16 protein-coding genes are annotated in these 18346 nt (G+C 68.6%); 11 read left to right on the forward strand and 5 right to left on the reverse strand.

Annotation, left to right across the window (positions count from 1 at the left end):
- Positions 1 to 39 precede the first annotated feature (39 nt).
- Positions 40 to 939 carry a mechanosensitive ion channel family protein gene (locus ACQY76_RS15870; protein WP_428029690.1) on the forward strand — a complete coding sequence of 300 codons (900 nt, stop codon included), beginning with the start codon at positions 40 to 42 and terminating at the stop codon, positions 937 to 939.
- Here ACQY76_RS15870 and ACQY76_RS15875 read toward each other — a convergent pair.
- A complete protein-coding gene (locus tag ACQY76_RS15875) occupies positions 926 to 2542 on the reverse strand; it encodes a DEAD/DEAH box helicase (RefSeq protein WP_428029691.1) in 1617 nt (538 codons plus the stop codon). The genes ACQY76_RS15870 and ACQY76_RS15875 overlap by 14 nt on opposite strands.
- A 218-nt stretch (positions 2543 to 2760) precedes the next feature.
- On the opposite strand from ACQY76_RS15875, the gene ACQY76_RS15880 reads away from it, so the two are divergent.
- Complete coding sequence (locus ACQY76_RS15880) at positions 2761 to 3240, forward strand: GreA/GreB family elongation factor (protein WP_428029692.1); 480 nt, start codon at positions 2761 to 2763, stop codon at positions 3238 to 3240.
- Positions 3241 to 3370: 130 nt separating this feature from the next.
- A complete protein-coding gene (locus ACQY76_RS15885) occupies positions 3371 to 5230 on the forward strand; it encodes a glycosyltransferase family 2 protein (RefSeq protein WP_428029693.1) in 1860 nt (619 codons plus the stop codon).
- A 27-nt stretch (positions 5231 to 5257) separates the two neighbouring features.
- On the opposite strand, the gene parE is transcribed toward ACQY76_RS15885, so the two are convergent.
- Positions 5258 to 7291, reverse strand: coding sequence for a DNA topoisomerase IV subunit B (parE, locus tag ACQY76_RS15890; RefSeq protein ID WP_428029694.1), 2034 nt, complete (start codon positions 7289 to 7291; stop codon positions 5258 to 5260).
- Between the two features lie 113 nt (positions 7292 to 7404).
- Positions 7405 to 7689: a hypothetical protein gene (locus tag ACQY76_RS15895; protein ID WP_428029695.1), complete on the reverse strand. Its 285-nt coding sequence runs from the start codon at positions 7687 to 7689 to the stop codon at positions 7405 to 7407.
- A 191-nt stretch (positions 7690 to 7880) separates the two neighbouring features.
- On the opposite strand from ACQY76_RS15895, the gene argC reads away from it, so the two are divergent.
- Entirely contained in the window at positions 7881 to 8936 is a 1056-nt protein-coding gene (gene argC / locus ACQY76_RS15900; RefSeq protein ID WP_428029696.1) for an N-acetyl-gamma-glutamyl-phosphate reductase, read from the forward strand.
- A 120-nt stretch (positions 8937 to 9056) separates the two neighbouring features.
- Here argC and phaC read toward each other — a convergent pair whose 3' ends face one another.
- Entirely contained in the window at positions 9057 to 10790 is a 1734-nt protein-coding gene (phaC, locus tag ACQY76_RS15905; protein ID WP_428033035.1) for a class I poly(R)-hydroxyalkanoic acid synthase, read from the reverse strand.
- Between the two features lie 271 nt (positions 10791 to 11061).
- Between phaC and ACQY76_RS15910 the strand changes: the two genes are divergently transcribed.
- From ACQY76_RS15910 to ACQY76_RS15935, 6 genes are all read left to right on the forward strand, one after another.
- A complete protein-coding gene (locus ACQY76_RS15910) occupies positions 11062 to 11334 on the forward strand; it encodes a hypothetical protein (RefSeq protein ID WP_428029697.1) in 273 nt (90 codons plus the stop codon).
- Between the two features lie 157 nt (positions 11335 to 11491).
- The gene (locus ACQY76_RS15915; RefSeq protein ID WP_428029698.1) at positions 11492 to 11842 is read left to right on the forward strand and encodes a hypothetical protein; all 351 of its coding nucleotides are present in this window, start codon (positions 11492 to 11494) and stop codon (positions 11840 to 11842) included.
- Between the two features lie 145 nt (positions 11843 to 11987).
- Positions 11988 to 13205, forward strand: a complete 1218-nt coding sequence (locus ACQY76_RS15920; protein WP_428029699.1) for an LL-diaminopimelate aminotransferase — start codon at positions 11988 to 11990, stop codon at positions 13203 to 13205.
- A 58-nt stretch (positions 13206 to 13263) separates the two neighbouring features.
- Positions 13264 to 14583 carry a homoserine dehydrogenase gene (locus tag ACQY76_RS15925; protein WP_428029700.1) on the forward strand — a complete coding sequence of 440 codons (1320 nt, stop codon included), beginning with the start codon at positions 13264 to 13266 and terminating at the stop codon, positions 14581 to 14583.
- A 14-nt stretch (positions 14584 to 14597) separates the two neighbouring features.
- Positions 14598 to 15593 (forward strand): class II fructose-bisphosphatase, encoded by a 996-nt coding sequence (gene glpX, locus ACQY76_RS15930; RefSeq protein ID WP_428029701.1) that lies wholly within the window; start codon positions 14598 to 14600, stop codon positions 15591 to 15593.
- 364 nt (positions 15594 to 15957) lie between these two features.
- Positions 15958 to 16290: a hypothetical protein gene (locus tag ACQY76_RS15935; RefSeq protein WP_428029702.1), complete on the forward strand. Its 333-nt coding sequence runs from the start codon at positions 15958 to 15960 to the stop codon at positions 16288 to 16290.
- A gap of 228 nt (positions 16291 to 16518) precedes the next feature.
- Here the strand turns inward: ACQY76_RS15935 and ACQY76_RS15940 are convergent, their stop codons facing one another.
- Positions 16519 to 17226, reverse strand: coding sequence for an alpha/beta hydrolase (locus ACQY76_RS15940; RefSeq protein WP_428029703.1), 708 nt, complete (start codon positions 17224 to 17226; stop codon positions 16519 to 16521).
- A 204-nt stretch (positions 17227 to 17430) separates the two neighbouring features.
- On the opposite strand from ACQY76_RS15940, the gene ACQY76_RS15945 reads away from it, so the two are divergent.
- The gene (locus ACQY76_RS15945) at positions 17431 to 18306 is read left to right on the forward strand and encodes a DMT family transporter (protein ID WP_428029704.1); all 876 of its coding nucleotides are present in this window, start codon (positions 17431 to 17433) and stop codon (positions 18304 to 18306) included.
- The last annotated feature ends 40 nt before the right edge of the window (positions 18307 to 18346 follow it).

Raw genomic sequence — 18346 nt, forward strand, 5'->3', positions numbered from 1 at the left:
CAGCCGTTGCCCCCGGACGACACTTTACGGAGCGATGGCGTGGATATTGAAGCACTTGGCAATCTGTTCGTTCTCTATGGCCTGAACATACTCTACGCCGTGGCGCTGCTGATCGGCGGCTGGTGGATCGCCGGATTGGTGGAGCGGATGATCGCCCGGGCGCTCGGCAGCACGCGGCGCGTCGATCCTACCGTGGCCGGGTTCTTCTCCAGCATTGCGCGCTACGGCGTGCTGGTCTTTGTCGGCCTTGCCGTGCTGCAGCGCTTCGGCATCCAGACCACCAGCCTCATTGCCGTGCTCGGCGCGACATCGCTGGCCATTGGCCTCGCCTTGCAGGGGACGCTGTCCAATGTCGCGGCGGGGGTGATGCTGCTGCTGTTCCGCCCGTTCAAGCTGGGGGATTCGGTGGAGGTCGGCGGCCAGAGCGGCACGGTGAAGGCGATCACGCTGTTCACCACCGAACTCGCGGCGGGCGACAATGTGCAGGTGCTGATGCCCAATGGCCGGGTGTGGGGCTCGCCGATCGTCAACAAATCGGTCTATGGCCAGCGCAACTTCGCCTTCTCGCTGGAGCTGAAGCCCGAGGACGACATCGAGGGCGTGATGGACCGCGGCCTCGCCTTCCTGAAAAGCGACCCGCGCGTCTCGACTTCGCCGGGACCGTCGGCCTCCATCGCCAAGATGGCGCTGGACCGGGTGGAGATCGGCTTTTCCGGATGGGCCTCGGCCGGCGATGCCGGCGCGGTGCGCGGCGAACTTGTCCGCCGCCTGCGCGAGATCACGCGCGTTCCCGTGGTGGCCGAGCCGGCAGCGGTGCCGGAGCGGCCGAAGCGCCTGCGCAAGGAGGGCGCCGACCGCGCAATGGCGGACGACCCGCGCGCGGAAACCGGCGTGCCGGTTCCCGGGTCGCTGTCCCGCCAGCCGCTCAGCCGGCCTTGATCTTCACCGGGCGCAGCAGGAAGGCCGGCAGGTGCGAGGTGTCCGCCGGCTCGTCCATCGGGGCGCGGTCGTTGCGGCGATGGGTGAGGGGGGTGACGGGAGCCCGGGCCGGGGCCGGCGCGGGCTTCTCGCGGTTGCGCTCGCGCGGCGCAGGGGCGGCAGCGGGAGCAGCGACGGCGGCAGCAGCGGGCGCGGCCTCCGCTTCCTTGCCCCGGCCGCGACGGCGGGCCGGCTTGGCGCTGGTCGGTGCAGCCTCGGATGCCACGGCGGCGAGGGGCGCCTCGGCGGCCTCGACCGGCACGGACACAGGCTCGGCATCGCGACGACGGGCCGGGCGGGCGCCACGGCTCTCGCCGCCATCCTCGCGCTCGCGGCCGGCGCTGCGACCGCCGCGACCCTTTTCGCGGGACGGCTTTTCGCGCGAGGGCTTCTCGCGGGAGGGGCGGGTGCGCGAATCGGAGGCGGGCACGCTGTCGAGCCCGGCGCCGTCCTTCCAGTCGATCGGGCGGCCGATCAGCTTCTCGATCGCCGCCAGCGACTTGACCTCGCCAGCCGTCACGATGGTGAAGGCGGCGCCGGCGCGGCCGGCACGGCCGGTGCGGCCGATGCGGTGCACATAGTCTTCCGCATGGTGCGGGGTGTCATAGTTGAAGACGTGGCTCACCGCCGGAATGTCGAGGCCGCGCGCGGCGACGTCGGATGCCACCAGCAGGGTGGCCTCGCCGGTGCGGAACTGGTCGAGCGCCTGCATGCGCGAGCGCTGGTCCATGTCGCCGTGCAGGCACACGGCCTTGTAGCCATGGCGCAGCAGCGACTTGTGAACCACCGCGACTTCGCTCTTGCGGTTGCAGAAGATGATGCCGTTCTGCAGCGCCTCTGCATTGTTGATCAGGTCGCGCAGCGTCTCGCGCTTGGCGAAATCCTCCTTGGCGGAGGGGACGAGCAGCTGGGTGATCGTCGAGGCGGTGGAGGAAGGCCGCGAGGCCTCGATCTGCACCGGGTTCGACAGGAACTGCGAGACGAGGCGCTGGATTTCCGGCGGCATGGTGGCCGAGAAGAACAGCGTCTGGCGGGTGAACGGCACCAGCTTGCAGACGCGTTCGATGTCCGGGATGAAGCCCATGTCCAGCATGCGGTCGGCTTCGTCGATGACGAGGATCTCGATGCCGGAGAGCAGCAGGCGGCCGCGCTCGACATGGTCGAGCAGCCGGCCCGGCGTGGCGATGAGGATGTCGACGCCGCGCAGCAGCTTGGCGTCCTGATCCCCGAAGGAGACGCCGCCGATCAGCAGGGCGACGTTGAGCTTGTGGTTCTTGCCGTAGCGCGTGAAGTTTTCCTCGACCTGCGCGGCGAGTTCGCGCGTCGGCTCAAGGATAAGGGTGCGCGGCATGCGGGCGCGGGCGCGGCCCTGCTCCAGCAGGGTGAGCATCGGCAGAGTGAAGGCCGCGGTCTTGCCGGTGCCGGTCTGGGCAAGACCCAGCACGTCGCGCCGCGCAAGAATGTGCGGAATGGCTTGCGCCTGAATCGGTGTCGGCTCTGTGTAGCCGGTGGCCTCGACGGCCGCGAGCACCTTGTCGCTCAGGCCCAGTTCGTTAAAAGGCATCTGGATCAATTCTGCGGCTGCGCACCGCACACCGGCTCCCCGAGCCGTAACCGGGGATGGTTGCATCGTCGTCGCGCGGAGCGCATCAGTCGGATATGGTATGACGACGCGTTGCACCATAGGGATAACGCTCGGAAAGTCAACGGATTTGGCCGCTGTCAAGGGCTTTTCGGCAAGTTTCGGCCCATAGGACGGTTATCGGGGAGGCGAGCGACGCAATGAGCCGTGCATTCGTCAAGGAGGACAGCGGTGCCGACACGCTGCCCGAGCGCCCCGTCAGCGCCAATCGGAACCTCGTGACGCGCCGCGGGCTGGCTCTCATCGACGCCGAAGTGGCGCGCCAGCGCGAGGCGCTTTCCGCCGCCGGCGCACGGGGCGACAGGGACGCGGTCGCCGCCGCCTCGCGCGAACTCCGCTACTGGTCCGCCCGCCGTTCCAGCGCCGAGCCGGTCGATCCGCCGCAGGCGGGAGAGGCCGTCACCTTCGGCATGGCGGTGACGATCGAGGACACGAAGGGCGCCCGCCGCACCTTCCGCATTGTCGGCGAGGACGAGGCGGATCCGGCACAGGGGCGCATCGGCTGGGTATCCCCGGTCGCCCGCGCCCTGATGGGCAAATGGAGCGGCGACGAGGTGGCGCTGCCGGGCGGAACCATGGAGATCGTCGCGGTCGATCCGCGCCCGGAGGCCGTGCCGTAGCCCGGCGCGGCGGTGTAGCAGCGCTGCCGGCGAAACTGGTTTAATGGACGGCGAGAGAGCCGCGCCATCCACGGGGTGAAGAATGAAACTCGCCGAGATACCCAGACGCCTGCGGAAAAAACTCCGCGGGGTGTTTCGTGCGCTCGCGGGCGGGCGCCGCCTCACGCGTCATCCGGTGAAGCCGGGCACCGCGTCCGGGCGACCTCTCGACGATTTCGTCTCGGCCTTCGAGGAATATGAGGCGGTCCGGCAGAGCGGGCTGTTCGACGCGCGTTGGTATCAGACCCGCCATCCGCAGCTTCCGGCCGGCGAGGCGCGCCTCTTCGACCATTACCTCGCGAGCGGCTGGAAGCAGGGCGCCGATCCCTCGCCCTATTTCGACGGCGCGGATTATCTCGCCGCCCATCCCGATGTCGCCGCCTCCGGCGTCAATCCGCTGGTGCATTACGTCCTGCAGGGCGCGGCGGAGGGGCGGGCGATCCGTGCCCCGGCGGATACCGACGCGGCGGCGGCGGACGTCGCCTTCTCGGTCATTCTCGCCACCTTCAACCGCGCCGGCATCATCGAGGACGCGATCGACGCGGTGCTCGGCCAGACGCACCGGAATTTCGAGCTGATCATCGTGGATGACGGTTCGACGGACGGCACGCAGGAGCGGCTGCGCGCCCGCTACGGCGCCGAGCTGGAGAGCGGGCGGATCGTCTATCTCCGCTTCTCGCGCAATATCGGCGTGTCCTCCGCCCGTAATGCCGGGCTGCTGGTGGCGCGCCATCCGTGGATCGCCTATGTCGATTCCGACAACACCATTCGCCCGCGTTTTCTCGACGCCTTCGCCCGCCGCATCGTGGTCGAGGACGGGACGATGACCTTTTACGCGCGCTTCCACCAGGAGAGCCGGCAGCGCATCATCGGCAAGCCGTTCGATCTGGATGAACTGCGCCAGCAGAACTACATTGACCTCGGCGTCTTCGTGCACAACATCTCCTGCTTCCGGGAACTGGGCGGCTTCGACATCAGCCTGCGCCGGCTGGTCGACTGGGACGTGATCCTGAAATTCGTCCACCGCTTCCCGCCGGTCTTCATCGGCGAGGTGTTGCTGAACTACCGCGACCGCGACGCCGCCAAGCTGAACCGGATCAGCGACCGCGAGGCCGTCACCCTGCCGATGGCGCGCATCCTGCGCCGCTACAAGGTGCGCCCGACGGTGACCACGGTGATCGTCAGCTACAACCAGAAGGACTATATCGCGCAGGCGATCGAGAGCGTGCTCGCCCAGCGCGGCGACTTCTTCCACGACATCGTGGTGGCCGATGACGGCTCCACCGACGGGACGGCCGAAATCGTGCGCGATTTCCACGCCCGCTACGCCCACCGCATGCGGGTGATCGGCGACGGCGTCAATCGCGGCATCTCGGGGAATTTCCGCCGTGCCTTCGAGACGGCGGGGGGCGAATTCCTCGCGGTGCTGGAGGGCGACGATTACTGGTCGGACAAGAACAAGCTCGCCCGGCAGATCGCCTTCCTGCAGGAAAATCCCGACTGCTCGATGGTGTTCTGCAAGATCGAGATCGAGACGCCCGGCACGCGCGGGCGCACCACGCTCGAGCGACAGGATCGCCTGAACACGGACAAGCTGGACGGGTCCGACTTCCTCGCCGATCCCAGCCTCAACCTGATCGCCAATTTCTCCAGCTGCCTGTTCCGCAGCGATGTGATGAAGGCACTGCCGAACGGGCTGTTCCGGCACCGGCTGAGCGAGATCGCGCTGGCTTTCCACCTGGAGACGCTGGGGCCTATCGGCTATCTCGACCGGCCGATGAGCGTCTATCGCCAGCATGCGCAGGGCGTGTGGACCGGCGCCACCGAGGAGGCGCAGCGCGCCAGCGGGCGGCTGGTGCGCGAGGCGGCGCTGCGCGTGGCGCGCGACGTCTACAAGCCGGCGATCCAGGCGATCATCGACACGAAGTACGGCGCGCCCTCGCCGGGGTGAGCGGGCGCGACGCGGCCCGGGCCGCTCTCAGATGTCGAGCAGTTCCTCGCTGGCGAAGGCCGCGCGCTCGGAGATGAAGGCGAAGCGGCTTTCCGGCTTGTTGCCCATCAGCCGCTCGACGATGTCGGCGGTCATGGCGCGCTCGGCTTCCTCGATGGTGACGCGCAGCAGCGTGCGCGTCTTGCGGCTCATCGTGGTTTCCTTGAGCTGTGCCGGCATCATCTCGCCAAGGCCCTTGAAGCGGCCGATGTCGACCTTGCCGCGCGGAGAAAATTCCTTCTTCAGCAACTGGTCGCGATGCGCCTCATCGCGGGCATAGAGCGTCTTGGGGCCCTGGCTGAGCCGGTAGAGCGGGGGCACGGCGAGGAAGAGGTGGCCGTTCTCGATCAGCTTGGGCATCTGCCGGTAGAAGAAGGTGACGAGCAGCGAGGCGATGTGGGCGCCGTCGACATCGGCGTCGGTCATGATGATCACGCGCTCATAGCGCAGATCCTCGTCGCGATACTGCGCGCCGGTGCCGGCGCCGAGCGCCTGCACGAGGTCGCCGAGCTGCTGGTTCTGCGCGAGCTTGTCGCGGCCGGCGCTGGCGACGTTGAGGATCTTTCCGCGCAGCGGCAGCACCGCCTGGGTCTGGCGCTCGCGCGCCTGCTTGGCCGAGCCGCCGGCGGAATCGCCCTCGACGATGAACAGCTCGGAGCCGGCCGCCGAATTGTTGGAGCAGTCCGCCAGCTTGCCCGGCAGGCGCAGCTTGCGCACGGCGGTCTTGCGGGAGATTTCCTTCTCCTGCCGGCGACGCAGCCGCTCCTCGGCGCGCTCCACCACCCAGTCGAGCAGGCGGTTGGCCTGTGTCGGGTTGCCGCCCAGCCAGTGGTCGAACGGGTCGCGCAGCGCCGCCTCGACGATGCGGGTCGCCTCGGCGGTGGCCAGCTTTTCCTTGGTCTGGCCCTGGAATTCCGGCTCGCGCACGAAGACCGAGAGCATGGCGACGCAGCCGGCCATGACGTCGTCCGCCGTGACGATGGCGGCGCGCTTGGCGCCGCCGGTGCGCTCGGCATGGTCGCGCAGCCCCTTGAGCAGCACGGCGCGCAGGCCGGTCTCGTGGGTGCCGCCCTCGGCGGTGGGGATGGTGTTGCAATAGGAGGAGATGGCGCCGTCGGCATCGCCCAGCCACGCCACCGCCCACTCCGCCGAGCCATGGCCGCCGGGGCGCGTCGTCTTGCCGGAGAAGATGTCGGGATGGACCAGCGTATGGCCCTCGATATCGGCGCCCAGATAGTCGCGCAGGCCGCCGGGGAAGCGGAAGACCGCCTTTTCCGGGATATCCGTGCCGGCGACCAGCGAGGCGTCGCAGCTCCAGCGTATTTCGACGCCGCCGAACAGATAGGCCTTGGAGCGGGCCATCTTGAACACGCGGGCCGGCTTGAAGCGGGCGCCCTCGCCGAAGATCTGCGGGTCGGGATGGAAGCTCACCCGCGTGCCACGCCGGTTGAGGATGCGGCCAACCTCCTGGATCTTGCCCTGCGGCACGCCGCGCGAATAGGTCTGGCGATAGAGCGTCTGCCCGCGCGCCACCTCGATCTCCAGCACGTCGGACAGCGCGTTGACCACCGACACGCCGACGCCGTGCAGGCCGCCGGAGGTCTCGTAGACCTTGCTGTCGAACTTGCCGCCGGCATGCAGCGTGGTGAGGATGACCTCCAGCGCCGACTTGCCGGGATATTTCGGGTGTTCCTCGATCGGGATGCCGCGCCCATTGTCGGTGACGGTCAGGAAGCCGTCATCGGTCAGCTCCACCTCGATGAAGCTGGCATGGCCGGCCACCGCCTCGTCCATGGAATTATCCACCACCTCGGCGAAGAGGTGGTGCAGCGCCTTCTCGTCGGTGCCGCCGATATACATGCCCGGCCGGCGCCGCACCGGCTCCAGCCCTTCCAGCACCTCGATGTCGGCGGCGGTATAGCCGGCCTCGCCGGGCGTTCCCTCACGCGGCGCGGGAGCCCGTGCGGCAACGCGCGGACGCGGGGTGGGGACGGAGGCGAAGAGGTCGTCGGAATTCGACATGGGTGCGGAAGGTCTCGGCTAGGGCAATCGATTCGGTGTTCCTAGCACTATGGCAGGGCCGGCGCGAAACCGGAACGCTCCGTGAACATGGACGCTATGCGGGGCGGCAGGGGTCAGCGCTTCAGGCGGCGGCGGTTGGCCCGCACCTTGCGGCCATAGAGGGCGAGGATTTCCGGCCCGGCGCGTTCGATATGGCCGGCAGCCGCCGCCGTCATCAGGTAGGCGTTCGCTTCGCCAAGCGCCAGCGCCTTCTCCGTCACCATGCGCACGGCCTCTATCCCGGCCGCGCTGTCGCCCCGGGCCAGCCGGGTCATGCGCTCGGCGATCACCACCTGCATGTCCATGCCGAGACGCGCCAGCTGCAGGCCGGTCTCGAACCAGGAGAAGGGATCGGTCATTGGGGGCTCCGGGTTGGTGAGGGCCGGACGAGAAGCGGCGGCCGGCGCATTCGGTTCCGGTCTCCCACGCGCAGCCGCCATGCACCGGACGCCGCCCTCTTGTCTTTCGCCGGACATGCGAAAGGTGTAATGGCGCAAATCCACGCGCGCCGGCGAAATGGGGCGGCGCGGCAGAGAGAAGGGTCGCCACCATGACGGACAGCAAGGCGCGGATCGCCATCCTCGGGGCCTCGGGCTATACCGGCTCGGAACTGCTGCGCCTGCTGCTGCGCCACCCGCGCGTCGAGATCGTCGCCCTCACCGCCGACCGCAAGGCCGGGCAGGCGGTGGCGGACGTGTTCCCCCAGTTCGCGCCCTTCAGCCTGCCGAACCTCATCACCATCGAGCAGGTGGCGTGGAAGGACGTGGACCTCGTCTTCTGCGCCCTGCCGCACGGCACCACCCAGCTCGTGATCAAGAACGTCTTCGAGACCGCGCCGCATGTGAAGGTGGTCGACCTCTCCGCCGACTTCCGGCTGCGCGACGATGGCGCCTATGAGCGCTGGTACGGCCACCCGCACCAGGCACTGGAGCTGCAGCAGGAGGCCGTCTACGGCGTCGTCGAGCTGTACCGCGACGACATCCGCAAGGCGCGGCTCGTCGCCAATCCCGGCTGCTACACCACCACCGCCATCCTGCCCGTGGTGCCGCTGATCGAGGCCGGCGCCATCGAGCCCGAGCATATCGTCATCGACGCCAAGAGCGGCGTCACCGGCGCGGGGCGTTCGGCGAAGGAGAACCTGCTGTTCACCGAGGTGACGGACGGCATGCACGCCTATGGCGTCGGCGGCCACCGCCACATGGCCGAGCTCGACCAGGAATTCTCCAAGGCCGCCGGGCGCACGCTGACCCCCAGCTTCACCCCGCATCTCGTGCCGATGAGCCGGGGCATCTACGCCACCATTTACCTGAAGACCGGCGCCGGCGTCGGGGCGGAGGGCGTGCACCGGGTGCTGTCCGACTTCTACAAGGGCGAGGCCTTCGTGCATGTGCTGCCGCTCGGCCAGGTGCCGCAGTCGCGCTTCGTGAAGGGCTCCAACATGGCCTTCATCGGCGTGGTGAAGGACCGCGCGCCGGACCGGGTGATCGTGATCTCCACCACCGACAACCTGATGAAGGGCGCCTCCGGCCAGGCGGTGCAGAACATGAACCTCGTGCTCGGCTATCCCGAGACGATGGGGCTGGAGCAGATCGCGCTGTTCCCGTGAGGTGAGGCGTCCAGCCCCGATTTCGTCATCCCCGGGCTTGGCCCGGGGATCCACGATGTGACATCGCGCGGCCATTGTCGTGGATGGCAGGGCCACGCCCGGCCATGACGGCCAGTTTATCTAAGACCTCACCTTCACATAGCTGCCCGGTGCGTCTTCGATGGCGGCGTACGGGCCCTCGCCGGGCAGGCGCTTGCTTGCCGGCACGCGCTTTCCGTCCTGTGCCTCGATCCAGCCGAGCCAGTCCGGCCACCAGGAGCCGGGGTGCATCTCGGCCTTCTCGATCCAGTCGTCGAGCGCGCCGGCCGCCGGGCCGCCGGTCCAGTACTGGTACTTGCCGCGCGCCGGCGGGTTGATGACGCCGGCGATATGGCCGGAGCCGGCCAGCACGAAGCGGCCGGGATTGCCGAATTTCTGCAGGCCCAGGAACACCGAGGCCGCCGGGGCGATGTGGTCCTCGCGCGTCGCCACGCTGTACATCGGCAGGTCGATGGCCTCGAGGTCGAGCCGCTTGCCGGCGAGCAGCAGGCTGCCCTGCGCCAGCTTGTTGTCGAGGTAGCAGTTGCGCAGATAGAAGGAATGGTTGGCCGCCGGCAGCCGGGTCGAGTCCGAATTCCAGTAGAGAATGTCGAACGGGAAGGGCGCCTGGCCCTTCAGATAATTGTTCACAACATAGGGCCAGATCAGGTCATTGGCGCGCAGCATGTTGAAGGCGTTGGCCATGGTGCGGCCTTCCATCACGCCGGTTTCCAGCATCTTGCGCTCGAGGCTGGCGATCTGTTCCTCGTCGATGAACACCTTGAGGTCGCCGGCAAAGGTGAAGTCGACCTGCGTGGTGAGGAAGGTGGCGCTGGCGAGGCCGGGCTTCTTCCCCGTCGCCGCCAGCCAGGCCAGCGTCATCGCCAGCATGGTGCCGCCGACGCAATAGCCCACCGCGTGGAAATCCTTGGTGCCGGCCGCCTTCTTCGCCACCTCGAAGGCTTTCAGCACGCCGTCCTTCATGTAGTCCTCGAAGCCCTTGCCGGCGAGCTCGGGGCCGGGGTTCACCCAGGAGACGATGAACACGGTGAGCCCGTTGGCCACCGCCCAGCGCACGAAGGATTTCTCCGGCGTCAGGTCGAGCACGTAGAATTTGTTGATCCAGGGCGGGATGATCACCACCGGGGTCGCCAGCACGTTCTCGGTCTGCGGCGCGTATTGGATGAGCTGCATCAGCTCGTTCTGGAAGATCACCTTGCCGGGCGTGACCGCCAGGTTCTCGCCGACATGGAACTTGGAATCGTCGGTCTGGCGGATCTTCAGGTCGCCGCCGCCGGCCTCGATGTCCTCGGCCAGCATCTTCATGCCGCGCACCAGGTTCTCGCCATTGGAGGACAGCGTGGTGCGCAGCAGCTCGGGATTGGTGAGTACGAAGTTGGAGGGCGAGACCGCGCCGGCGATCTGGCGGACGTAGAAGTCGGCCTTGTGCTTGGTGCGGGCGTCGATCTGCGCCTCCTCCACCATGTCGGTCGCCCAGTTGGCGGTGAGCAGATAGGCCTGCTTGATGGCGTCGAAGAACGGGTTGGACTTCCATTCCGGATCGGCAAAGCGCGCGTCGCGCGTGGCGGGCTCCACCACCGGCGCCGTCTTCTCGCCGCCGAGATTCTTCAGCGCCGAGGTCCAAAGATCGAGATAGCCGCCGATCAGGCGCGACTGCGCCTCCACGGTGCGCTGCGGGTCGGAGAGCCAGTATTCCGCGACATTGCCGATGGTCTTGGCGACCTCGGCGAGATCCTCGGCCACCTCGTCCTTGATGCGGCCGTCCTCGCGCGGGCGCAGATAGGCCGCCATCGCCCGCCCGCCTTCCTCGACCATGCGGGCGAGATTGGCGGCGAAGACTTCAAGGTCGATCGGGCTGGCCCGCCCGGCCTCGGGCCCAGCGGCGGGGTCGGGGGGAGCGGCGGCAGGCGAGGGGGGCGCGACAGGCGGCGCCGTCTCGGGCCGGGGCATCGCGCGGGGCGGGACCTCGGTCGCGGCAGGGGCAACGCTCTTCGGCGCCGGGCCCGGCTTTCCAGCAGTGCGCCGGGCCGGCTGATTCGGAGCAGGAGCCGCGACCGTTACCGGCGCCGACGCGGCGGGCGCCGCCTTGCGGTCCTTTGCCGTCGCGACTTTCGTCGTCCGCGCGGATTTCGCCGCCGCCTTCACGGCCGGCGCGGCCTTGAGCGCGGTCTTGGCCGCAGTCTTGGCTGCGGCCTTTGGCACGGCTTTGGGCGCGGTCTTCGCCGTGGCCTTGGGTGTGGGCGCCGCGCTCGTGGCCGTCGCGTTGTCCGCCGGCGCGCGGGCGCGGGAAGGACTGGAAGGTATCTTGCTGCTGCGTCGGGTGCTCACCGCTTGTCCCCGCGGGTTGGTGCGTTCATAGGTGGCATAATAGACGTGCCATCGGGTGCTAGCGAGAGCGTAACGGACCGCACGCGCGCAATGCTGACGCACAGGCAGGCCGGCGCAGGCAAACAGCGCAGGAGAGGGAGACCATCTTGGCTCACGGGCAAGGCAGGCAAGGCGGCAGCGCCGCACGGATGCACGTTCTCGCCGGCTGCGGTCTGATGGCGCTGCTGCTCGGCGGCTGTGCCTCGGCGGACGGAATCGCCGGCAATGCGCCGGTGGCGGCGGCGGGTGGCGTCGAATCGACCGGGACGCCGGCGACCAACTCCGCCGCATCCGCGACCGGCGCGTCGCGCGCGGCGCCGGTGCTGCCGGGGCGCGAGAAGGAGCCGGAGAAGGCCTATCCCAGCTTCGGCGCCCCGGCGCAGGTCGGCGACCGTCCGGTGCTGACCAAGGAGCAGAGCGCGGCCATGCAGAAGAATCTCGAAGGGCTGGCGAGCGACCGCGAGAAGACAATGCTGCGGCAGATCGAGGCGGACCAATAGTCGCGCCTGGCCCGAAGTGCCGCCGCCATTACCATTCTTCCGCCCATTTGGCCTGACATGCCTCGCTGTGCGGGCGCACGAACGGTGATATGAAGCGCCCGTGACGCCGCCGCCGGGGAACGGGGCGGCCTGGAGCTTGGGACCCATGACCGATTTTCATCGTATCCGCCGGCTGCCGCCTTATGTGTTCGAGCAGGTCAACCGTGTGAAGGCCGGCGCCCGCAATGGCGGCGCCGACATCGTCGACCTCGGCATGGGCAACCCGGATCTCGATGCCCCGGCCCATGTGGTGGACAAGCTCAAGGACACCATCGGCCGCCCGCGCACCGACCGCTACTCCGCCTCCAAGGGCATTCCCGGCCTTCGTCGGGCGCAGGCCAACTATTATGAGCGCCGCTTCGGGGTGAAGCTGAACCCTGACACGCAGGTGGTGGCAACGCTCGGCTCCAAGGAAGGCTTCGCCAACATGGCGCAGGCCATCACCGCCCCCGGCGACGTGATCCTGGTGCCGAATCCCAGCTACCCCATCCACGCCTTCGGCTTCCTGATGGCGGGGGCGGCGATCCGCTCCGTGCCCTGCGAGCCGGGGCCGGAATTCTTTCACGCGCTGGAGCGCGCGGTGGCGCACTCGATTCCCTCGCCACTGGCGCTGGTGCTTTGTTACCCGTCCAACCCGACGGCGCAGGTCGCCGACCTCGATTTCTACCGCGACGTGGTGGCCTTCGCGAAGAAGCACGATCTCATCGTGCTCTCGGACCTCGCTTATTCCGAAGTCTATTTCGACGACAACCCGCCGCCTTCCGTGCTGCAGGTGCCGGGCGCGATGGATGTGACGGTGGAGTTCACCTCCATGTCCAAGACCTTCTCCATGGCCGGCTGGCGCATGGGCTTTGCGGTGGGCAATGACCGGCTGATCGCGGCGCTGGCGCGGGTGAAGTCCTATCTCGACTATGGCGCCTATACGCCGATCCAGGTGGCGGCCACCGCCGCGCTGAACGGCCCGCAGGAGTGCATCGCCGAGATGCGCGGCGTCTACAGGAAGCGCCGCGACGCGCTGGTCGACAGCTTCGGCAAGGCCGGCTGGGAGATTCCCGTGCCCACCGCCTCCATGTTCGCCTGGGCGCCCATCCCGGAGAAGTTCCGCCATCTCGGCAGCCTCGAATTCTCCAAGCTGCTGATCGAGAAGGCGGATGTCGCGGTGGCGCCCGGCGTCGGCTTCGGCGAGCATGGCGACGACTATGTGCGCATCGCCCTTGTGGAGAACGAGCAGCGTATCCGGCAGGCGGCGCGCAACATCCGCCGCTTCCTTGAAACCGGCGCGGAAACATTGCACAACGTCGTCCCTCTCGCCGCGGCGCGCTGATACCCGTTTCCATCGGGGCGGCGCCGCATTCGGATCGTTTGTTGAGTTCGGATAGACAATGGCGCCGCCGCTGAAAATTGGCATCGCCGGCCTCGGTACGGTCGGCGCGGGTGTGGTGCGCATGCTGGCCCGCCGTGGGGACGCGATTGCCGCCCGTGTCGGCCGCCCGGTCGAGGTGGTGGCCGTCAGCGCCCGCGACCGTTCGCGCCCGCGCGACTGCGACGTTTCCGGCATGCGCTGGTATGACGACGCCATCGAGCTGGCGCGTGACCCGGATATCGACGTGTTCGTCGAGCTGATCGGCGGCCCGGACGGTATCGCCAAGGCGGCGGTCGAAGCGGCCATCGCCGCCGGCCACTCCGTCGCCACCGCCAACAAGGCGCTGCTCGCCCATCACGGTGTCGCGCTCGCCCGCGCCGCCGAGGCGAAGGGCGTGGCGATCCGTTTCGAGGCGGCGGTCGCCGGCGGCATTCCCGTCATCAAGACCCTGCGCGAGGCGCTGCTCGGCAACGAGATCACCCGCGTCTCCGGCATTCTCAACGGCACCTGCAACTACATCCTCACCCGGATGCAGGAGGAGGGGCTGTCTTTCGACACCTGCCTCGATCAGGCGCAGAAGCTCGGCTATGCCGAGGCCGACCCGACCTTCGATGTCGACGGCTTCGACACCGCCCACAAGCTGGCGCTGCTCGCCTCGCTGGCCTTCGGCGTCCAGCCGGACCCCGAGGCGATCCATATCGAGGGCATTCGCTCGATCACCCTCGCCGATATCGAGGCGGCGGACGAGCTCGGCTACCGCATCAAGCTGCTCGGCGTCGCCGCCCGCACCGGCGGGCAGGTCGAACTGCGCGTGCACCCGACCATGGTGCCCAAGCACTGGCCGATCGCGCAGGTTTCTGGCGTCACCAACGCCGTGGCTATCGACGGCGACGCGGTGGCGCTGACCCTTGTCGGCCCCGGTGCCGGCGGCGACGCCACCGCCTCGGCGGTGGTGGCCGATCTGTGCGACGCTGCCGCCGGCCAAAGCGGCGCGCCCTTCGGCTGGAAGGCGGACACGCTGCAGCCAGCGGAGAAGGCGGCGATCCGGCGCCATGAGGGCGGCTATTACATCCGCCTCGCGGCGGTGGACCGGCCGGGCACGGCGGCCGCCATTGCCCGCCACATGGCCGAGCAGAACATCTCGCTCGAATCGATCATGCAGCACCGTCGCGGCCGGCCTCATGGCGGCGAGCGGGCGGAAAGCGCGGAGGACCCGGCACCGGTGGTGCTGGTCACCTACGCCACCAATGAGGACGCGGTGCGCCGCGCGATCGCCGCCATCGAGATCGATGGCGTCATCGCCTCGCCGCCGCAGGTGATACGTATCGAGAAGGACTGAGGGGGCTGGGGACGATGGCGGAGATTACGGTCAAGGCGGACCAGGCGCTCGAGCGCATCCTGACGCTCGAACTGGTGCGCGTCACCGAGCGCGCGGCAGTGGCTTCGGCCAGCCTGCGCGGACGCGGCGACGAGAAGGCGGCGGACAAGGCGGCGGTGGACGCCATGCGCCGCGAGCTGAACCGCCTGCCGATCGCCGGCCGCATCGTCATCGGCGAGGGCGAGCGCGACGAGGCGCCGATGCTGTTCATCGGCGAGGAGGTCGGCACCGGCAAGGGCCCGGCGGTCGACATCGCCGTCGACCCGCTGGAAGGCACCACCTTGTGCGCCAAGGACATGCCCGGCTCCATCGCCGTGATGGCGATGGCCGAGGGCGGCACCATGCTCTACGCGCCGGACGTCTACATGGAGAAGATCGCCATCGGGCCGGGCTACCCGCGCGGCACCATCGACATCGACGCCTCCCCGGAAGACAACATCCAGTCGCTCGCCCGCGCCAAGGGTGTGAAGCCGTCCGAATTGACGGCGCTGATTCTCGACCGGCCCCGCCATGCCGCGATCATCGAGGCGGTGCGCCGCACCGGCGCCGCCGTCCAGCTCATCGCCGATGGCGACGTGGCCGGCGTGATCCACACCACCAATCCGGACGAGACCGGCGTCGACATCTATCTCGGCACCGGCGGCGCGCCGGAAGGCGTGCTGGCGGCGGCGGCCCTGCGCTGCATCGGCGGCGAGATGTATACCCGCCTCATCCTCGACAGCGAGGCCAAGCGCGAACGCGCCAAGAAGATGGGCGTCAGCGACCCGAAGAAGATCTACACCATCACCGACATGGTGCGCGGCGACTGCCTGATCGCGGCGACCGGCGTGACCACCGGCAACCTGCTCAAGGGCGTGAAGTATGAGAAGGGCGTGGTGAAGACCCACACCGTCGTCATGCGCTCGGCCACCGGCACGGTGCGCTGGATCGAGGCCGAGCACCGCGACCTCTCCAAATTCCACCTGGGCTGAGCGGCACGTCGTCCCGGACGGCCGGGGCCGATCCGGGACCGAGAGCGGAATGGCGACCGATGCCGGCGCACCGCTTCGCGACGACGGATTTTTCCTACGGGGCGCCTAGGCGCCCCGTTTTCGTTCCAGCCCTTGGCGCGCAAGCGCCCCGTTTCATTTCAGAGCTTGGCGCGCAAGCGCGGCGTTCTCGTTTCAGTGGCAGCGGCGTTTTCGTTTCGCCGTCCGGCGTTGTCCCGGCGCGAGGCGGTCTTGCATCTCGCGCTTTGGCGCTGGCCCGGTGTGCTGTATACCAGAGCGGTGCGCGGGCTGGCCCTTCAGGGCGCCTCGCACCCGAACGCCAAGCCAATTGCCAAGGGAACGCCCCATGACCGCTCCTCATTCGCTGCTTCCGCCCCTGCTGACCAAGATCGACGGCCTTATCGGCGCCGAGAAGTACCAGGAGGTCGCCGAGGCCTACACGGCCTTCGTGAAGGAGCACCCGACCACCAACTACCTCGCTTCCGAGCCGATCCCCTTCAAGCTGAACACCGCCTTCGCGAAGAAGTACGGTTCCTCGGCCACCAACACCTTCACCCTGCGCAACACCACCTGGGCGTCGGACGTGAAGTCGGCGCTGAAGGCCGGCCCGAGCGATTTCTCGGCGCTGGTCGCCAAATACGAGGCGGACATTGCCGGCATCGCCAAGAAGGCGGCGTGATCCGCAAGGCGGCGTGATGCGCTGACGGCTGCACGCTCTCGACGGAAAGGCCGGCTCGCGCCGGCCTTTTTTGTTGGCGGGCCGCTTTCGGCTTCGCGGCGGGCGGTCATCCGTGCCATCAGTCCGTCATCCCGGCCGAAGCGACGCGGAGAGCCGGGATCGCCCGGGACCGGCTTGCGATCCCGGATCGGCCTTCGGCCGTCCGGGATGACGCGGGAGCGTGGCTGCTCAGCCGGCCCTCGCCACGCCCTTCAGGAACGTGTCGACGCCCATCTGCACCATGTCGGGCTGCGAGGCGTGTGGGCCGGGGTGCTCGACATAGGTCAGCTCGTAGCCCGCTGGGCGCAGCTTGGCGGCGTGCGAACGGCCGGCGGTGGCGATCGGCGTCTGGGTGTCGTTCTGGCCGTGGGCGATGAACACTTTCGGCGCGCCGTCCTGCGCCAGCACGGTCATGAAGCCGGCGGAGAAGGCGAGGATGTGGGTGACGATGCGCCCATTGCTGAGCCCGGTGGAGAGCGAATAGCTGCCGCCATCGGAATGGCCGGCAAAGGCGAGATGCGCGGGGTCGAGCGCAAAGCGCGCGGCAACCTCGGCGAGGGCGAGGTCGAGCCGCTCCAGATCCGGGCCATTGCCCGCGATGACGATGTCCCAGGTCGGCAGCAGCGATTGCGGCACCAGCAGCAGGAAGCCGCGCTCCTGCGCGTGCCGCAGCATGATCGGCAGGATCTTCTCGGCGCTGCCGCCGCCGCCATGGAAAAGCACCATCAGCGGCGTCGGCCGCGCGGGGTCGATGCCTTCCGGCACGACCAGCACGGCGTCGCGCGTCTCGAACAGGCCGAGATCGTGGCGGCCGGGGGCGAGCGCCGGCTTTGTGGGGGCGGCGTGGTGGAAGGAGAGGCGACCGAGCAGGGACAGGTTCAGCATGGCGCGCACCATAATCGGCCCGCCCGCGCGTGCAACCCGCCTGTGGCCGGCGCGCACGGCCTGCCATGAGGGCGGCGCAGGGCAGACATGGTGACGCGGGACTTTGCAGATGGCAGGCAGTGGACTATCAGCAAAACGGCCGGCGTGCGGTTTCCAGCGCTGCCAGCCTGTGACTCGCCCCGGGTCGCCGCGTCGCCTCCTGCTCTCTTCGGTCACATGCCGCTCAAGCACAAGCTGCTCGCTCTCGCCGTCATCTGCGTGTGGTCGCTGAACATGATCGTCGTCAAGCAGGGCATCGCGGAGATTCCGCCGATGCTGATGAGCGTGCTGCGCTTCACGCTCGCGGCAGCGCTGCTCTGCCCGGTGTTGCGGATCCGGCGTGATCAGATACGCGGCGTCCTGCTGGTCTCTTTCACCTTCGGCACCCTGCATTTCGGCGTACTCTTCGCCGCGCTCGCCGATTCCGAGGCCGGCACCAGCGCGGTGATCATCCAGCTTGGCGCGCCGATCGCCACCCTGCTCGCCTGCCTGGTGCTGCGCGAGCCGCTGGGCCGGATGCGGCTCGCCGGGCTTCTCGTCTCGGTCGCCGGCATCATGGTGCTCGCGCTCGGCCCAACCCTGCCGCCGCCGCTGGCGCTCTGCATGCTGGTGGTGAGCGCCACCGGCTGGGCGGTGACCAACCTCATCATCAAGGAGCTCAAGGGCATTCGGCCGATGACGATCATGGGCTGGTCGTCGCTGTTCGCCGTGCCGCAGCTGCTGCTGATGTCGTGGATCTTCGAGTCGGACCGCTGGTGGATGGTGGGCAGCGCGGGGTGGAATGGCTGGTTCTGCGTCGCCTACAGCGCCATCGGGTCGTCGATCATCGGCTATGGCATCTGGTACTGGCTGCTGCAGCGTTACTCGATCAATGCCGTCGTGCCCTATTCGATGCTGACGCCCCTGCTCACCGTGCTGTTCGGCATCGTGCTGATCGGGGACGACCCGTCGCCGGTGAAAATCGTCGGTGCGCTGGTGATGGTGGCCGGCGTGGCGCTCATCCTGCGCCGGCCGCGCAACCTGCCCGATCCGACCCTGCCTGACACGGCCTGACGCGCGAAGGCCGGAGCGTCGCCGCCCCGGCCCCTGGCGT

Source organism: Ancylobacter sp. (genome assembly GCF_965279025.1).
Classification (GTDB): Bacteria; Pseudomonadota; Alphaproteobacteria; order Rhizobiales; family Xanthobacteraceae; genus Ancylobacter.

Bases quoted from the DNA above. Each gene is read 5' to 3' on its own strand.
- ACQY76_RS15875 (WP_428029691.1), bottom strand. From the start codon at position 2,542: ATGCCTTTTAACGAACTGGGCCTGAGCGACAAGGTGCTCGCGGCCGTC.
- ACQY76_RS15915 (WP_428029698.1), top strand. From the start codon at position 11,492: ATGCACGTTCTCGCCGGCTGCGGTCTGATGGCGCTGCTGCTCGGCGGC.
- ACQY76_RS15895 (WP_428029695.1), bottom strand. From the start codon at position 7,689: ATGACCGATCCCTTCTCCTGGTTCGAGACCGGCCTGCAGCTGGCGCGT.
- ACQY76_RS15880 (WP_428029692.1), top strand. From the start codon at position 2,761: ATGAGCCGTGCATTCGTCAAGGAGGACAGCGGTGCCGACACGCTGCCC.
- ACQY76_RS15940 (WP_428029703.1), bottom strand. From the start codon at position 17,226: ATGGTGCGCGCCATGCTGAACCTGTCCCTGCTCGGTCGCCTCTCCTTC.
- argC (WP_428029696.1), top strand. From the start codon at position 7,881: ATGACGGACAGCAAGGCGCGGATCGCCATCCTCGGGGCCTCGGGCTAT.
- ACQY76_RS15925 (WP_428029700.1), top strand. From the start codon at position 13,264: ATGGCGCCGCCGCTGAAAATTGGCATCGCCGGCCTCGGTACGGTCGGC.
- ACQY76_RS15945 (WP_428029704.1), top strand. From the start codon at position 17,431: ATGCCGCTCAAGCACAAGCTGCTCGCTCTCGCCGTCATCTGCGTGTGG.
- glpX (WP_428029701.1), top strand. From the start codon at position 14,598: ATGGCGGAGATTACGGTCAAGGCGGACCAGGCGCTCGAGCGCATCCTG.
- phaC (WP_428033035.1), bottom strand. From the start codon at position 10,790: ATGGTCGAGGAAGGCGGGCGGGCGATGGCGGCCTATCTGCGCCCGCGC.
- ACQY76_RS15935 (WP_428029702.1), top strand. From the start codon at position 15,958: ATGACCGCTCCTCATTCGCTGCTTCCGCCCCTGCTGACCAAGATCGAC.
- parE (WP_428029694.1), bottom strand. From the start codon at position 7,291: ATGTCGAATTCCGACGACCTCTTCGCCTCCGTCCCCACCCCGCGTCCG.
- ACQY76_RS15920 (WP_428029699.1), top strand. From the start codon at position 11,988: ATGACCGATTTTCATCGTATCCGCCGGCTGCCGCCTTATGTGTTCGAG.